Raw genomic sequence first — 16,602 nt, 5'->3', positions numbered from 1 at the left:
TTTTTATTCTTGAGGGTCTTTCATTACAAAAGATTCCATAAATTTTGTAGTGTAATTTCCAGCCACATAATCTGGTTCGTCCATTAATTGTCTGTGGAATGGAATGGTAGTTTTGATTCCTTCGATTACGAACTCATCTAAAGCACGCTTCATTTTATTGATAGCCTCTTCTCTTGATTGTGCTGTTGTAATCAACTTAGCAATCATCGAGTCATAATTTGGCGGAATTGTATATCCTGCATAAACGTGAGTATCTAAACGTACTCCGTGTCCTCCTGGCGCATGTAAAACCGTAATTTTACCTGGTGAGGGGCGGAAATCGTTATATGGATCTTCTGCATTTATACGACATTCTATTGAGTGTAATTGTGGGTAGTAGTTTTTACCTGAAATAGGCACGCCGGCTGCCACCATTATTTGCTCACGAATTAAGTCATAATCAACCACTTGCTCTGTAATTGGATGTTCTACTTGGATACGCGTATTCATTTCCATGAAGTAGAAGTTTCTGTGTTTGTCAACCAAGAATTCAACCGTTCCAGCTCCTTCGTATTTAATATATTCTGCTGCTTTAACTGCTGCAGTACCCATTGCTTCACGTAATTCATCAGTCATAAAAGGTGACGGAGTTTCCTCAGTTAACTTTTGGTGACGACGTTGTACCGAGCAATCTCTTTCTGAAAGGTGACATGCTTTTCCATAAGAATCTCCAACTACTTGAATTTCGATATGACGTGGTTCTTCGATTAATTTTTCTAAGTACATGCCATCATTACCAAAAGCCGCAGCCGACTCTTGACGAGCACCTTCCCAAGCTTTTAATAAATCTTCTTTTTTCCAAACAGCACGCATTCCTTTTCCACCACCACCAGCAGTTGCTTTAAGCATAACTGGATAACCAAATTCATCGGCTAATTTTTCGGCTTCTTCATACGAATCTAAAATACCAACTGAACCTGGCACACATGGAACACCTGCTTCAATCATAGTTGATTTTGCTGATGCTTTGTCTCCCATACGATCAATCATTTCTGGAGAAGCTCCAATGAATTTAATACCGTGTTCTTGACAAATTTTAGAAAACTTAGCGTTTTCAGATAAGAATCCATATCCTGGGTGAATAGCATCTGCGTTTGTAATTTCTGCAGCCGCTATAATATTTGACATTTTTAAGTAGGATAAATTACTTGGAGGTGGTCCAATACAAACCGCTTCGTCAGCAAATTTTACGTGCAAACTATCTGCGTCTGCTGTAGAATATACTGCAACTGTTTTGATGCCCATTTCTCTACAAGTTCTAATTACACGAAGTGCAATTTCCCCTCTATTGGCAATTAATATTTTTTTAAACATGTTTTTTTAATTAGATAATTAGACAATGGGTCAATTAGACAATTATAAAGATAGACGTTCTACCTTCTTGTCATCCTGAGCTACGTCGAAGGGCTAACTTCTAACTTATTATGATGGATCAACTAAGAATAATGGTTGATCAAATTCAACTGGAGAAGAATCATCTACTAAAATTTTCACGATTTTTCCTGAAACTTCTGATTCGATTTCGTTGAATAATTTCATTGCTTCAATTACACAAAGAACATCTCCTTTTCCAATAGTTGTACCTACTTCTACAAACATTGGTTTGTCTGGTGCTGGTTTTCTATAGAAAGTTCCAATAATAGGCGATTTAACAGTAATGTATTTAGCATTATCATCAGAAGCTGGTGCAGCAATTACATCAGAAACTACTTGCGGAGCTACTACTTGCGGAGCTGCCATTTGTGGCGCAGCTTGCATTGGCATTTGTTGCACATAAGTTGTAGTGCTCTCTGTACCTTCTGTTGTAGTTTTTATGGTGATTTTAAAATCGTCCATTTCTAATTTTACTTCTGTAGCGCCCGATTTGGCTACAAATTTGATTAGGTTTTGAATCTCTCTAATATCCATAATATTTGATTTAGTTTAGTTTGTTTTTATTTTGTGTAAGCCCATTTTAAATAAATAGCACCCCATGTAAATCCGCCACCAAAAGCAGCAAAGATAAGGTTATCCCCTTTTTTTAACTGGTTTTCAAAATCGGATAATAATAATGGAAGGGTTGCCGAAGTGGTATTTCCGTATTTTTGAATGTTAATCAAGACTTTAGATTCGTCTAATTCCATTCGGTTTGCAGTAGCATCGATAATTCTTCTATTTGCCTGATGTGCTACTAACCAGTTCACATCATCATGAGATAAGTTATTACGTTGCATAATTTTCTCACTCACATCAGCCATACCAGAAACGGCGTATTTGAATACTGTTTTTCCGTCTTGAAAAACAAAATGTTGCTTATTTTTTAAAGTTTCTTCTGAAGGAGGTAAAATAGAACCACCTGCTTCAATTTTTAAGAATTCTCTTCCGATTCCATCACTTTTTAGAATTTCATCTTGAAGACCTAATCCATCTGTATTTGGTTCAAACAATACAGCTCCTGCTCCATCACCAAAAATGATACAAGTAGCTCTGTCCGTGTAATCAATAATAGATGACATTTTATCGGCACCAATTAATAAAACCTTTTTATATTTTCCAGAGGCGATATAAGCTGAGGCTGTCGACATTCCGAAAAGAAAGCTTGAACATGCCGCTTGTAAATCATATGCAAAAGCATTTGTTGCGCCAATTTCTGTTGCCACATAAACTCCTGTAGAGGCTACAGGCATATCTGGTGTTGCGGTTGCCATAATCACTAAATCAATTTCTTTAGGATCTAAATTGGCTTTTTCTAATAAGTTTTGAGCGGCTTTAATTGCCATATAAGAAGTACCTTGCCCTTCTTCTTTCAACAATCTTCTTTCTTTAATTCCGGTACGACTGGTAATCCATTCGTCATTAGTATCTACTAATGTTTCCAATACTTGATTCGACAGAACAAAGTCGGGAACATAAGAACCTACTGCCGTAATTGCTGCTGTTATTTTATTCATCTTCGATTAATTTTTCTTTCTGAAATTTTAAGGTTCAAAAAGTGGTGGAAATTACAAAAAAAATTTCAAACGAATCCTATTCACTTTTATAAATTATAGCGTGAATGGGTACTTAACAAAAAAACTCTCACAATGTGAGAGTTTTCTCTATTTTTTTCTTGATGCAATTAAGCTACTGCTTCATTTTTATCAATTACAACTTGACCTCTGTAATACATTTTCCCTTCATGCCAGTAAGCTCTGTGGTATAAATGTGCTTCACCAGTTACTGGACATGTAGCGATTTGAGCTACTGTCGCTTTGTAATGTGTTCTTCTTTTATCTCTTCTTGTAGACGACTGTCTTCTCTTAGGATGTGCCATTGTTCTATTTTATTTATCCGTTAATAGTTTTTTTAAATTCTCCCATCTAGGGTCAATATCATTATTTTGTTCTTCTCTTTGTTCTTTAGGAGAAAGCGATTCCAATTTATCAATTACATCTGTTAAAGAACCATCTTTAATTCCAGGATGTACTCTTCGTAAAGGAACTGACAATACAATTGATTCATAAATGTATTGCGCCACATTTACTTGAAATTCGCCATGTGGTAATATGAGCAACTCCTCATTATCATTATTAAAGACATCTCCAAACTTTACTAAAAGTTTCCATTTTCCTTTAATTGGCAAATCAAACTCTTCTCCAGACACATCGCAAGGTACATTTACAGTTCCTTTGTGCTTAAAGTCGAGTTCAAGCATAGTGCTTTTCTTCTCTAAAACAATATTTACTTTGACTGAAACGGCATTAAATTCGTCATAATCAAAGTTCTTAAAGAACGTATTATCTATTTGATAATCAAACTGATGCTTCCCTATTTTTAATCCCACAAAAGGAATCAAATATTCTTTTAAATTGTTCATAACAACAGTTTTACCTTTTTAAAAGGTGTGCAAAGATATAAAATATTTATAAATTCAAACTAGTTGTAAACATTTTTTTGTTTATAACTGCTTTTGTTTTGTTTTTAAAGGGTTTTTAATAAGCTCTTGATAGTCATTTCTTTTGTTATAAATATCAATTGCTAAATAAACCGCCTCCTTAAAGGACTCGTGATTAGCCACTCCTTTTCCTGCAATTTCATAGGCTGTGCCATGATCAGGCGAAGTTCTAATTTTATTTAAACCTGCCGTGTAATTTACTCCATTACCAAATGATAAGGTTTTAAAAGGGATTAATCCTTGGTCATGATACGTTGCAATTACTGCATCGTATTTCTCATATTGCGCCGAACCGAAAAATCCATCCGCTGGAAAAGGTCCGAAAACCATATTTCCTGCTTCAAATAATTTTTTCAAAGCAGGCTTGATTATTTTTTCTTCTTCTTGACCTATAACACCATTATCTCCTGAATGTGGATTCAATCCTAAAACAGCTACTTTAGGTTTTTCAATTTCAAAATCTTCTTTTAACGTTTGAATAATCGTTTTGATTTTACTTGAAATTAATTTTTCATTCAAATGTTTTGCTACTTCATTTACTGGGACGTGGTCTGTTAACAAACCGACACGTAAATCATCATGCACCATTAACATTAAAGCATCGCCTTCCAATTCTTTATCCAAATAATCGGTATGACCAGGAAATTTAAATTCTTCTGATTGAATATTATACTTATTAATAGGTGCTGTTACCAAAACATCTACAAAACCTTCTTTTAATGCTTTAGTAGCTGCAAAAAAAGATTTTATAGCGTAACTTCCCACCACATCATCATTTTTACCGAATTCCAAATTAACCCCTTCGCGCCAAACATTTAAAACATTAATTTTACCTACAACAAGCTGTTCTAATTTATCTATGCCGTGAATAGCTGCATCTAATTTTAATTCTTTCTTTAAAAAAGATACAATTTTTACATTCGCAAAAATTACAGGCGTACATAATTCTAACATTCGAGTATCTTCAAATGTTTTTAAAATAACCTCGCTTCCAATACCATTTAAATCTCCAATTGAAATTCCAACAATTATATTTTCTGCTTTTTTAACCATGACAAATGTGATTTATTGCTTACTTTTGATGTGCAAATTTAGTAAAATTAAATCAGTTATGTTTACCGGAATTATAGAAACGCTCGGAATTATAAAAGAAATCGAAAAAGATCAGGAAAACCTGCACTTAACGATAGAATCTGAAATTACTCACGAATTAAAAATTGACCAAAGTGTAGCACATAATGGAATTTGTTTAACCGTTATAAAAATTGAAAACAAAAACTACACAGTTACAGCTATTAAAGAAACTATTGATAAAACTTCTATTGGATCATGGAAAGTTAACGATGTTCTAAATTTAGAACGCGCTATGAAACTTGGCGACAGACTTGACGGACACATTGTTCAAGGACACGTAGATCAAACTGGAACGTGCACTAATATTAAAGAAGCAAACGGAAGTTGGGTTTTTACATTTGAATACGATGCCTCATTAAACAATATTACCATTGAAAAAGGTTCAATTACAGTAAACGGAACAAGCTTAACAGTAGTAAACTCTGGATTAAACACTTTTAGTGTAGCCATTATTCCTTACACATTTGACCACACTAATTTTAACACCTTTAAAGTTGGCACAAAAGTAAATTTAGAATTTGATGTAATTGGAAAATACGTAAGTCGATTGAATGAATTGAGAAAATAAGAAAACACTCTTATAAAGAGCCTTTTCTTATAAATATATATTTTTTAGATAGATAATACCCAGAAACTAATGCCAAAACAAATAGTATAAATAAGTCTCCATCAATTGACATTCCTGGTGGAGGTGGAGGTCCAGACGGTGGGGGTGGCTCTATTGGATCTGCAGCTAAGAGACTATTACAACTTAAAAGAAATACTAAAACATTTATAACTTTATTCATTATTATCATTATTAGGTCAAACTAAGGAAAATATGTATAATAACTATTATATAAAATGTAAGAAATTACAACTACGCAAAAAGTATAATTTGTATTAACTTAATTTTAGCAGGCAGTATTCTTCTTTAAAAAATGTGGTCCCACCTGGGCTCGAACCAGGGACCACCTGATTATGAGTCAGGTGCTCTAACCAACTGAGCTATAGGACCAGTATTGTGTTGCAATATTAAGACTATTTTTTATTGCAAGCAAATCTTTTTTTAACTTTATCTCATTTCTTGGCAAAGCTCAATCAACACACCATTTGTACTCTTTGGATGAAGAAATGCAACTAACTTATTATCAGCGCCTTTTTTAGGAGTTTCATTCAAAACCACAAAACCTTCATTCTTTAACCGATCAATTTCTGCTAAAATATCTTGCACATCAAATGCAATATGATGAATTCCTTCTCCTTTTTTTTCTAAAAATTTAGCAATTGAGCTATTCGAATTGGTAGCTTCTAACAATTCTATTTTATTTGGCCCATTCATGAAAAAAGAAGTTTTAACCCCTTCGCTTTCTACTTCTTCTTGTTTATAAGGAGGTGTTCCAAACAACTTTTCAAACAAAACATTAGACAATTCCAAACTATTCACAGCAATTCCAATATGTTCAATCTTTCTCATGTATTTTTATTAATTTAAAGACGAACAAAGTTAACAAAAATCAAACAACGTTTAAGCAATCAAACTTACATATACTTATAAAAGAATACGCCTTGATGAAATTTTATGTATTTTTGCATCATGGAAACAAATAGACAAAAAAAAATAGGAGCACTTTTACAAAATGACTTAGTTTCAATTTTGCAGGGCGAAATTCGAAAAAACAATATTAATAACTTACTAATTTCAGTTTCAAAAGTAAATGTAACTTCTGATTTATCTATTGCTAAAGTGCATTTAAGCATATTTCCTACTGAAAAGGCTCCTGAAATTTTAGAGGCCGTTAAAAGTAACGCTCCTCTTATAAAACACGATTTGGCGCAACGTGTAAAAAATCAATTACGCAAAGTTCCAAATCTAATTTTCTATATTGACGACAGTTTAGATTATATCGAAAAAATTGATAAAGCCCTAACCGGCGAAGAAAATCCTATTGAAAATCCAGATTTATTAGAGAAAAGAAAGAAATCGTAATTTGAACCTTTCCTATTACATAGCAAAACGTTACGCTGTAAGTTTCAGCAAAAACAAAGCAATCAATATAATTACAGGTATTGCTTCTGTTGGAATTATAGCAAGTACTATGGCTCTTTTTGTTTTCTTATCTGTATTTAGCGGATTGAAAGAATTTAGTCTAAATTTCGCAAATGCTTCTGATCCAGACTTACGAGTTGAAACTTCCGCTGGAAAAACTTTTTTTTTAAATCCTATCGAAGAAGAACAACTTAAAAAAAGCCATTACATAAATTCTTACAGCAAAATTATTGAAGAACGCGTATACTTTATGTATGACAGCAAAGAACTCTTTGCTTATATTAAAGGAATTGACAATCGATTCATCCAAGTCACTAATTTTAATAAAAACTTATATGCCGGAGAATGGCTTGAAGCCAATTCAGAAAATGTAGTTGTTGGAGCAGATATTAGTAGAAAATTAGGTTTGGGTTTATTTGATTACAACAATGGCTTAGAGGCATTTGCTCCAAAACCCGGAATAGGTGATATTGAAAATCCGAACGAAGCTTTTAACAAAGCATTATTGTTTCCATCTGGGATATATTCAATTAACGAAGAATTAGACAGCAAATATGTGTTTTGTTCTATTGAAGTTGCGCAACATTTTTTAGGCCTAAAAGACAACGAAATAACTAATCTTGAAATCAAATTAAAGCCAAACGCAGACGAAACTAAAGCTCGAGCTGAACTTGCTCAAATTTTAGGAAAATCAATTAAAATAAAAAACAGAGCCCAACTTAATGATTCGCTGTATAAAATGCTCCAATCTGAAAATTTATTCATTTATTTATTCAGCACATTAGTTGTTATCCTAACATTATTTTGTCTTGCAGGAGCTATTGTAATGATCATCATTGATAAAAGAGATAATTTAAAAACATTATACAATATTGGCGTAACACAAACTTCTATTCGGACCATATTCTTTACCCAAGGAATTATAATAACCTCATTTGGATTAGTACTTGGATTAGTACTTGCCATCGGTATTATTTTACTACAACAACATTTTTCTTTTATTATGATTACTCCAACAATGCCTTATCCAGTTCTTTTTGAATGGAAAAACATAGCAATTGTTGTAACAACCATTATAATACTCGGCTTTATCTCATCTTGGATTGCTTCGGGTACAGTGAATAAAAAATTGTTTAAATAAACATTATTCTTTAGGCAAAGGAGCTCCTACTGCAACATCACAACGATGACCTTCTTGTCCGTGCGGTGGATTCATTCCTGGAAGAGTAGTTGTTCCTACTATAGTTGCAGTCCCATTTTTTGAATTCACATTCATTACAGGTTTATCTTCTGATTTTTTATTAACCACATTGGTTGTTGTTTGCGGTTTTTTGTTGGCAATTGGTTTTGAGTTCAATGGCGCTCCAACAGGAATTTCGCATTTGTGACCTGGTTGCCCGTGCGGAGGATTCATTCCTGGGCTAGTTTGTGCTGGACTTGGCGTTGATGGCTGGGCGGTTTGCTGCATAGTTTGCTGTTGTGCTTGAACTTGATTTCCAACACGCTGCTTCAACCACGCTTCACCAGAAAAAGGTTGTGTTTTCTGCTGTGATGCTTCTACTGGTTTTACTTCTTCGTCTTTTTTACAAGATATAAACAAAATCGAAACTAAAATAGTTGCCAAAAGTAATTGCTTTTTCATCTTATTATTTTTTTATAGTTCTCAAAGATAAAACTTTATATTTTGTTTTTGAAATGTTGTATTTAAATTTCTAGAAATTCAAAAAATAAAGTCACCATTATCACCTTGAAAGCTAGTAAAAAACGAATTAAATAATACTAACTCAAATTTATTTTATTTTTTCGTTGGTTAGTTCTATTGATGTAAAAAAATAGTTGCAATCTTTAGGGTAGTTATTAAAATTGTTATTCCAAATGTGAGCTCATGAAATTTCTAATGTAAAACACTTCTCTTTTAATACTCTCTTTATCATTTTTTAAGAAAAAGAACGAATATATTTTTCTATCTTTTGTTAAAATATTTAAATAATAAATCTTAACAATAAGAAAATTAATGAATTTGATATTGATTTTATCTATATCATTTAGATTAAAAATACTCAATTTGCGAAATCTAACTATCTCAATTGTTTTATTCTCTTTAAAAATAATTTTCATTTTATATAATAGATTCTAGATTAAACTTAATTTACAACTTAATTGTATTAATAAATATTTAGTATCTATTTCAAAAGTAAACCTAAAAAAAAGGAAAATAAAATTTAGCATTAAAATTTAGAAAAAACGATATATATTTTAAAAAAATAGTAACCTTTTTAATATTGTATTACATAGTAAAAAATTGACGAATTAATTTTTTATAGTACATTCGCAATTATAAACTTACATAAAGAAATGGTTCATGTTTACACAAATTCTAATCTTTTTCTCATTATTCGTAGGTATTCTAGGATTTTTTGTCGTTTTTTTATTATTTTTTTCCTACAAATCAAATAAAATTGTCAATGGTTATCTTGCTGTTATTTTTTTTATGGCATCATTACGTTCGATTTTTAGTGTCATAGAAAATTATATCTTATTACCATTTTTAACCCTAAATTTATCTGCTTTATATTCTCTCTCATTAATAGCTGCCCCTTGTGTATATCTATACTTGATATCTTTAATAAAAGACATTAAAGTTTTTCAACCTAAAAATTTGCTCCATTTCATTTTTCCAATTGTATTGTTTTCTTATTTTGTATTTCTACATCATAGAATAGTCTTATATCATAACATATTTGAAATTGGATTGGAGTTGTGTGTAATATTATATATTGCTATTTATTTCTTTAAAATTTTAAAGATATATTTTAAAATCTTAAAGAAAAATAATAAAGAATTAATTAGCCCTAAGCACTATCAAATAATAAAAAATTGGTTAAACTTTATTTTTATAATTATTATTCTAATGTTTATTAGACTTTTAATTGTGCTATGCTTTGAAGTTTGTGCTGGGAAAAAATTTTCAGGACAAACAATTTCAATAACTCAAAGTTTTTTATTATTGTTGGTTTTTTTGAAAATTCTAATGAGTCCTGAAATTCTTTTTGGATATCCAAAATTAATTAAACAAATAGCTGGTTTAAATAATGAAATTAAAATAAATGATTTTATTTGGGAACCAACTATTGTAAATATATCAAGCAAGCAAGAGTTTAAATTACAAACTAAACTAGTTAATAAAACAAATTCATATATAATTGCAATTGAAAATTTTGTTGCAAAAGAAACTCCTTTTAGAGATTCAAATTATTCAATTAATGATTTATCTAATAGTTTAAATATCCCTTCAAGTCATTTAGCGTATATTTTTAAATACCACTGTAAGTTGTCGTTCGTTGAGTACAAAAATTACTGCAAAATTAATGATTCTTTACATCTAATAAGCAATAATTTTTTAGCGTCAAAAACATTTGATGCATTGGCATACAAAGTGGGGTTTAAGTCCTATAATTCTTTTTTTATCTATTTTAAAAAGCAGACTAACTATTCCCCTAAAGATTACTTATCAAACCAATACAAAAATTTAAACTAAACTGGTATAAATAAAACCTAAATCAAAGTATATGTATTCAATACCTATGCCGTGATATGAATTATGATACTAATCAGAAAAATAGATTTTAAATCTATTCTATATTTCGTTTGCCTGATTAATCTAGATTCAAAAATTGTATTGGAAATTAAAAATAAAAATCCTTAATTAACTTGTTTAAAGCTGATTAAGGATTTTAAAGTACCCGGAGTGGGAATCGAACCCACACACCTAAGTACACGAGTTTGAGTCGTGCGCGTCTACCAATTCCGCCATCCGGGCAATGGAAAAATGATGGTTAAATCATTAAGTGGGTGCAAATGTAAAAAATATTTCTGCAATTCATAAAAAAATAGTTAAAAATATCCTTTCAGAGTTCGATTTTATTTCTAAATTTGCACCTCGTTAACACGACACAACACTAACTAACTACTAAACAATAAATTAACATGCTGTATCAAGAACCGGAAGCAAAAATTTTTGCATGTTCTCAGAGTGTGTATCTAGCTGAACAAATTGCTGAAAAGTATGGTGTTCAGATGGGTAAAATTACGTTCTCTAAATATAGTGACGGCGAATTTCAGCCTTCTTTTGAAGAATCAATAAGAGGATTGCGTGTATTCCTAGTTTGTTCTACCTTTCCAAGTGCAGACAATTTAATGGAATTATTATTGATGATAGATGCAGCAAAAAGAGCATCTGCCAGACATATTACCGCAGTGATCCCTTACTTTGGTTGGGCAAGACAAGATAGAAAAGACAAGCCAAGAGTGCCAATTGGAGCTAAATTAGTTGCAAAACTATTGGAAACTGCTGGAGCTACTCGAATTATGACGATGGATTTACATGCTGATCAAATTCAAGGTTTCTTTGAAAAACCAGTAGATCATTTGTTTGCTTCAACCATCTTTTTGCCTTATGTGAGAAGTTTAAATCTAGAAAATTTAACCATCGCATCTCCAGATATGGGAGGTTCAAAAAGAGCGTATGCTTATTCTAAATTTTTAGAATCTGATGTAGTAGTTTGTTACAAGCAAAGAAAAAAAGCAAATGTAATTGATACCATGGAGTTAATTGGAGATGTAAAAGGCAGAAATGTTATCTTAGTTGACGATATGATTGACACTGGAGGAACATTAGCTAAAGCAGCTGATGTAATGATGGAAAAAGGCGCATTAAGTGTTAGAGCAATATGTACACATCCTATATTATCGGGTGAAGCGTATGAAAAAATTGAAAACTCTCAATTATTAGAGTTAATTGTTACCGATTCTATTCCGTTACGAAAAGAATCAAAGAAAATCAGAGTGGTAAGTTGTGCTCCATTATTTGCTGAAGTAATGCACATGGTACAAAACAACAACTCTATTAGTGGAAAATTTTTGATGTAATCAAGAAACCACTTTAATAAGTATTTATTAATTATATATATTTTACAATGAAATCAATTACGATTAAAGGATCAGAAAGAGAAAACGTAGGTAAAAAGGCAACTAAAGCCGTACGTGATGCTGGAATGGTTCCTTGCGTTATCTACGGAGGAAATCAGCCAGTTCATTTTGTTGCAGACGAAAGAGCATTTAAAGATTTAGTTTACACTCCAAACGCACACACAGTTGTAATTGAGTTAAACGGAGCGTCTTATAATGTAATTATGCAAGACATTCAGTTTCACCCAGTTTCTGATAAAATTTTACACATTGACTTTTTCCAATTAAGTGATGACAAAGAAATCATCATGGAAGTACCAGTTAAAATCACTGGAACTTCTCCAGGGGTATTATTAGGAGGTGTTTTGCGTTTAAACCAACGTCGTTTAAAAGTGAAAGCTTTACCTAAAAACTTACCTGACTTTGTTGAAGCAAGTATTTCTGAATTAGAAATGGGTAATAAATTGTATGTGACTAAATTAGAAACAAACAATTTCAAATTAATGCACCCAGACAACACTGTTGTTTGTCAAGTAAGAATTTCTCGTGCTGCAATGAAAGCTGCTCAAGAAGCTGCAAAAGCAGAAAAAGGTGGAAAAAAGAAAAAATAATTTCTTTACAAACTATACAAAAGAAGCATCAGTTTTTACTGGTGCTTTTTTTATGCTTTCAACTTTCTAAACTTTGTACTACTTTTACCTCATGAACTGGTTTTTAACTCTATTTAAGAAAAACAAACAAGAAGACACTATTCGAATGAAGAAATTTCTAATCGTTGGGCTTGGAAACATAGGCTCAGAATATGCAAACACAAGACACAATATTGGTTTTAAAGTTTTAGATTACATAGCCATCCAAGAAGGCATTTCATTTCAAACAGTAAAATTGGGTGAAATTGCCGAGCTAAAAATAAAAGGGAGAACTTTATTGTTATTGAAGCCAAATACCTTCATGAATTTGAGTGGTAAAGCGGTTAAATATTGGTTAGAAAAAGAAAACATTGAAAAAGAAAATATGTTGGTCATAACAGATGATTTAAATTTAGCTTTTGGAACCATCCGAATAAAAACCAAAGGAAGCGATGGCGGTCATAACGGGCTTAAGAACATTCAATTACTATTAAACTCATCAGAATATCCACGCTTTAGATTTGGAATTAGTGATGCCTTTAAAAAAGGACAACAAGTCAACTATGTTTTGGGCGAATGGGATGCTGAAGAAAAAGAAAAACTAAAAGAAAGACTTGAAATCAGTTCAGAAATAGTAAAATCGTTTGCCTTAGCTGGTTTAAACAATACCATGAATACTTTTAATGGAAAATAATGCATAATACAAATTTATTTAATAAAAAAATAGTTTTTTTATTTTAATTTAATAAATTTGTCAACAAACTATAATCAAACTATAATTGAACATGAAAAAAATTACATTATTCTTATTTTATTTAACTTTCTTATTTTCTATCAACATAGTAGGTCAAGTAAAAAAGAAAGCTGTGCGTTTTGGAAATGAATTTACTTCTGAAAAAAGAAGTCCTGATGGTCATATTCGATGCGCTACAGATGAATACGAAGCGTTTTTACAGGCAAATCATCCCGAAAGGATGAATAGAGAACAATTTGAGACTTTTCTTGCTTCCCGCAATAAATCAAATAATAAAGACTATTTAAACGAAATTAATTCTGAAGCTGGCGGAATAATTTACATTCCAGTTGTTGTGCATGTAATTCACAATGGTGATGCTTATGGTGTTAATGAAAACATAACAGACGAGCAGGTGCAATCACAAATAACTGTAATGAATCAAGATTACAGAAGAATGGCAGGAACCCCTGGATTTAATAATAATGCTGTTGGTGCCGACGTACAAATTGAATTTGTATTAGCAAAAGTTGACCCTAACGGAAATCCAACGAATGGAATTAACAGAGTTAACTTGTGCCAAGCCTACTGGGAAATGGGTACTATAGACTCTACTGTAAAACCAACAACAATTTGGAACCCTACTCAATACATGAATATGTGGTCTGTTAATTTTGGCGGAACATCTGCAGACCTTTTAGGATATGCACAATTCCCAAGCACCGGAACGACAACCGCAAATACAGATGGAGTTGTCGCTGGTTACAGTTATTTTGGAAGTCAGAGTATTTATCCTGCAGGAAATTTTTCAGCTCCTTACAACCAAGGAAGAACTATGACTCATGAAGTAGGTCATTTCTTAGGGCTTTACCACACGTTCCAAGGAGGTTGTTCAGGAGAGAATGCAACAGCAGGGGATTTATGTGCAGACACACCTGCAGTAGCTACTGCTAATTATGGTTGTACAGCGACTAATTCGTGTCCAACAGGTGCTAGCGATATGATTGCAAACTATATGGATTATACTGATGACTCTTGTATGAATATTTTTACTGTTAATCAAAAAGCAAGAATAACAGCTGTTATGAGTACTCTTACTGGATTCCCAAGAAGAAAAGACTTAAGAACATCTAATAAAGACCAAGCAATACCATTATTTGCAACAGATGCTGAAGTAAAAATTGAAAACTTATGTGGTGGTTCTGTGCAACCTACTTGTACAACTCCTAATCCTACTTCTCCTGCAAAATCTGTTTTATTGTATAACAGAGGAACTTCAAATTTAACTGCTGCTACATTAAGCTACAACATGAATGGTGGAACCAACTATACACAAAACTGGACTGGAAATCTTGCGCCGAATAAATATGCTTTAGTTACTTTAACAAACTCAACAGCTAATGGATTATTAACTGTATCAATAGCATCCGCAAACGGAACAACTGACCAAAGAACTACTAACAATACTGCAACTAAAACATTTGGAACTAGCGGTTCATTAGCTTATGCTAATTCAACTTCGTTCACTTTCAATTTAACAGGAGATGCCTATGGTAGTGAAACAACTTGGACTTTAAAAAATCAAGCTGGAACTACTTTATATAGTGGGGGTCCATATACCGACCAAACAACAGGAGGAACATTTCCTTTAGTTACAAATCAAGTATGGAATTTACCAGCAAATGGTTGTTATTATTTAACAGTTAGTGATTCTTGGGGTGATGGATTATTTGATGGCACAGGACAAGGTTTCTACACTGTAACTGCTGGAAGCACAACAGTTGTAAATGTAACTGATTTTGTTGCTAGCGGCAACCCTAATAATACTTTAATTTCTAGAGTAAGTTATTTTACAAATAATGCTTCGCTTTCAACAGACACCTTTAGTTTGTTAGAAGATGTGAGTTTATATCCAAACCCTTCTAATTCATTTTTCACAATTAATGTTCCTGATGGAATTGAGAGAACTGGAAAAATCGAAATATACAATAATCTTGGACAAAGAATAGATGGAAAATCAATTCAATCTGAATCTGATTTAAATGTCAATGTTTCTAGTTATGCTGATGGTGTTTATTTTTTAAACTTAACTATTGGAGGTGGATCTAAAACTTTAAAATTTATAAAAAATTAATTTTATAAAATATTTATAAAGTAAAAAAAGGATTGAATGCGTTCAATCCTTTTTTTACTTTGCATTAAATTATCATTTTGAAAATATACAATTCACTTACATCTTTTACCAGTTCAAGAAAAACAATTGTAACAATTGGTACTTTTGACGGAGTTCATCTAGGACATAAATCTATACTAGATAAATTGACTCAAGCAACAAATAAAGGAGCATATGAAACAGTTGTCCTTACCTTTTTTCCTCACCCAAGAATGGTACTACAACAAGACGTTGCTATTAAATTATTAAACACCATTGATGAAAAAGCAACACTACTTGAAAATTACGGAATTGACGCCTTAATTATTCATCCATTTGATACCGCTTTTTCTAATTTATCTGCTGAAGAATTTGTAAAAAACATTTTAGTAGACCAATTAAACATCCATAAAATTATTATTGGTTATGATCATCGTTTTGGAAAAAACAGAACCGCTGATATTAATGATTTGATTTCATTTGGCGAAAAATATGATTTTGAAGTAGCACAAATTGGTGCTGAAGAAATTGATGAAATTGCAATTAGTTCCACTAAAATTAGAAAAGCTTTATTAGAAGGCGATGTTAAATTAGCCAATCAATATTTAGGCTATTCCTATTTTATTTCGGGAAAAGTGATTGAAGGTAAAAAAATAGGAAGAACTATAGGTTTTCCTACAGCGAATATCGAGATAAATGAAAACTACAAATTACTGCCTAAAAATGGCGTTTATGTTGTTTCTAGTGCTATAAATAATATTGTTTATTTTGGGATGATGAACATTGGAAACAACCCAACTATTGGTGATAACGAACAAACCATTGAAGTTCATTTTTTTGAACTAAATCAGGATATTTATGGAGAAAATATACAAATCTCTATACTGAAACACATTCGAGAAGAACAAAAATTCAGCAACATTGATGAATTAAAAATCCAACTTGAACACGACAAAGCTTTTTCTCAAAACTATCTTAAGAATTTGATTTAGCTATTTTACTAAA

At 31.8% G+C, this 16,602-nt stretch carries 17 protein-coding genes and 2 tRNA genes; 9 read left to right on the top strand and 10 right to left on the bottom strand.

Annotated elements, in window-relative coordinates; genetic code table 11:
• Positions 1 to 3: 3 nt before the first annotated feature.
• From accC to pdxA, 6 genes are all read right to left on the bottom strand, one after another.
• On the bottom strand, positions 4 to 1,353 hold the full coding sequence (gene accC, locus RSE15_RS09380) for an acetyl-CoA carboxylase biotin carboxylase subunit (protein WP_324067932.1): 1,350 nt from the start codon (positions 1,351 to 1,353) through the stop codon (positions 4 to 6).
• 108 nt (positions 1,354 to 1,461) lie between these two features.
• Positions 1,462 to 1,947 carry an acetyl-CoA carboxylase biotin carboxyl carrier protein gene (accB, locus tag RSE15_RS09375; protein WP_324067930.1) on the bottom strand — a complete coding sequence of 162 codons (486 nt, stop codon included), beginning with the start codon at positions 1,945 to 1,947 and terminating at the stop codon, positions 1,462 to 1,464.
• Positions 1,948 to 1,973: 26 nt separating this feature from the next.
• Positions 1,974 to 2,969, bottom strand: a complete 996-nt coding sequence (locus tag RSE15_RS09370; protein ID WP_324067928.1) for a beta-ketoacyl-ACP synthase III — start codon at positions 2,967 to 2,969, stop codon at positions 1,974 to 1,976.
• Positions 2,970 to 3,136: 167 nt separating this feature from the next.
• On the bottom strand, positions 3,137 to 3,331 hold the full coding sequence (gene rpmF / locus RSE15_RS09365) for a 50S ribosomal protein L32 (protein WP_250582110.1): 195 nt from the start codon (positions 3,329 to 3,331) through the stop codon (positions 3,137 to 3,139).
• Positions 3,332 to 3,340: 9 nt separating this feature from the next.
• Positions 3,341 to 3,874, bottom strand: a complete 534-nt coding sequence (locus RSE15_RS09360) for a YceD family protein (protein ID WP_324067926.1) — start codon at positions 3,872 to 3,874, stop codon at positions 3,341 to 3,343.
• Positions 3,875 to 3,955: 81 nt separating this feature from the next.
• Positions 3,956 to 5,005, bottom strand: a complete 1,050-nt coding sequence (gene pdxA / locus RSE15_RS09355) for a 4-hydroxythreonine-4-phosphate dehydrogenase PdxA (protein WP_324067924.1) — start codon at positions 5,003 to 5,005, stop codon at positions 3,956 to 3,958.
• 58 nt (positions 5,006 to 5,063) lie between these two features.
• On the opposite strand from pdxA, the gene RSE15_RS09350 reads away from it, so the two are divergent.
• Complete coding sequence (locus tag RSE15_RS09350; RefSeq protein ID WP_324067922.1) at positions 5,064 to 5,654, top strand: riboflavin synthase; 591 nt, start codon at positions 5,064 to 5,066, stop codon at positions 5,652 to 5,654.
• A 355-nt stretch (positions 5,655 to 6,009) separates the two neighbouring features.
• Here the strand turns inward: RSE15_RS09350 and RSE15_RS09345 are convergent.
• Together RSE15_RS09345 and mce are read right to left on the bottom strand one after the other, a co-directional pair.
• Positions 6,010 to 6,083: transfer RNA gene (locus RSE15_RS09345), tRNA-Ile, on the bottom strand.
• Between the two features lie 57 nt (positions 6,084 to 6,140).
• The gene (gene mce / locus RSE15_RS09340) at positions 6,141 to 6,542 is read right to left on the bottom strand and encodes a methylmalonyl-CoA epimerase (RefSeq protein ID WP_324067920.1); all 402 of its coding nucleotides are present in this window, start codon (positions 6,540 to 6,542) and stop codon (positions 6,141 to 6,143) included.
• 120 nt (positions 6,543 to 6,662) lie between these two features.
• On the opposite strand from mce, the gene rbfA reads away from it, so the two are divergent.
• On the top strand, positions 6,663 to 7,055 hold the full coding sequence (gene rbfA, locus RSE15_RS09335) for a 30S ribosome-binding factor RbfA (protein ID WP_324067917.1): 393 nt from the start codon (positions 6,663 to 6,665) through the stop codon (positions 7,053 to 7,055).
• Position 7,056: 1 nt separating this feature from the next.
• Positions 7,057 to 8,256 (top strand): ABC transporter permease, encoded by a 1,200-nt coding sequence (locus RSE15_RS09330; RefSeq protein ID WP_324067915.1) that lies wholly within the window; start codon positions 7,057 to 7,059, stop codon positions 8,254 to 8,256.
• Between the two features lie 3 nt (positions 8,257 to 8,259).
• Here RSE15_RS09330 and RSE15_RS09325 read toward each other — a convergent pair whose 3' ends face one another.
• The gene (locus RSE15_RS09325) at positions 8,260 to 8,757 is read right to left on the bottom strand and encodes a hypothetical protein (RefSeq protein ID WP_324067913.1); all 498 of its coding nucleotides are present in this window, start codon (positions 8,755 to 8,757) and stop codon (positions 8,260 to 8,262) included.
• 720 nt (positions 8,758 to 9,477) lie between these two features.
• Between RSE15_RS09325 and RSE15_RS09320 the strand changes: the two genes are divergently transcribed.
• Positions 9,478 to 10,653, top strand: coding sequence for a helix-turn-helix domain-containing protein (locus RSE15_RS09320; RefSeq protein WP_324067911.1), 1,176 nt, complete (start codon positions 9,478 to 9,480; stop codon positions 10,651 to 10,653).
• A gap of 202 nt (positions 10,654 to 10,855) precedes the next feature.
• On the opposite strand, the gene RSE15_RS09315 is transcribed toward RSE15_RS09320, so the two are convergent.
• A tRNA-Leu gene (locus RSE15_RS09315) sits at positions 10,856 to 10,935 on the bottom strand.
• A gap of 167 nt (positions 10,936 to 11,102) precedes the next feature.
• Here RSE15_RS09315 and RSE15_RS09310 point away from each other — a divergent pair.
• The 5 genes from RSE15_RS09310 (at position 11,103) to RSE15_RS09290 (ending at position 16,589) form a co-directional block, all read left to right on the top strand.
• The gene (locus tag RSE15_RS09310) at positions 11,103 to 12,044 is read left to right on the top strand and encodes a ribose-phosphate pyrophosphokinase (protein ID WP_324067909.1); all 942 of its coding nucleotides are present in this window, start codon (positions 11,103 to 11,105) and stop codon (positions 12,042 to 12,044) included.
• Between the two features lie 47 nt (positions 12,045 to 12,091).
• Positions 12,092 to 12,694 (top strand): 50S ribosomal protein L25/general stress protein Ctc, encoded by a 603-nt coding sequence (locus RSE15_RS09305; protein WP_324067907.1) that lies wholly within the window; start codon positions 12,092 to 12,094, stop codon positions 12,692 to 12,694.
• Between the two features lie 91 nt (positions 12,695 to 12,785).
• Complete coding sequence (pth, locus tag RSE15_RS09300; protein ID WP_324067906.1) at positions 12,786 to 13,406, top strand: aminoacyl-tRNA hydrolase; 621 nt, start codon at positions 12,786 to 12,788, stop codon at positions 13,404 to 13,406.
• Positions 13,407 to 13,497: 91 nt separating this feature from the next.
• Positions 13,498 to 15,579: a M43 family zinc metalloprotease gene (locus RSE15_RS09295; RefSeq protein WP_324067904.1), complete on the top strand. Its 2,082-nt coding sequence runs from the start codon at positions 13,498 to 13,500 to the stop codon at positions 15,577 to 15,579.
• A 77-nt stretch (positions 15,580 to 15,656) separates the two neighbouring features.
• A complete protein-coding gene (locus tag RSE15_RS09290) occupies positions 15,657 to 16,589 on the top strand; it encodes a bifunctional riboflavin kinase/FAD synthetase (protein WP_324067902.1) in 933 nt (310 codons plus the stop codon).
• Positions 16,590 to 16,602: the final 13 nt, after the last annotated feature.

It is taken from the genome of Flavobacterium sp. (assembly GCF_035195345.1).
Taxonomy (GTDB): Bacteria; Bacteroidota; Bacteroidia; order Flavobacteriales; family Flavobacteriaceae; genus Flavobacterium.
This window is presented reverse-complemented; position numbering and strand designations above follow the sequence as displayed.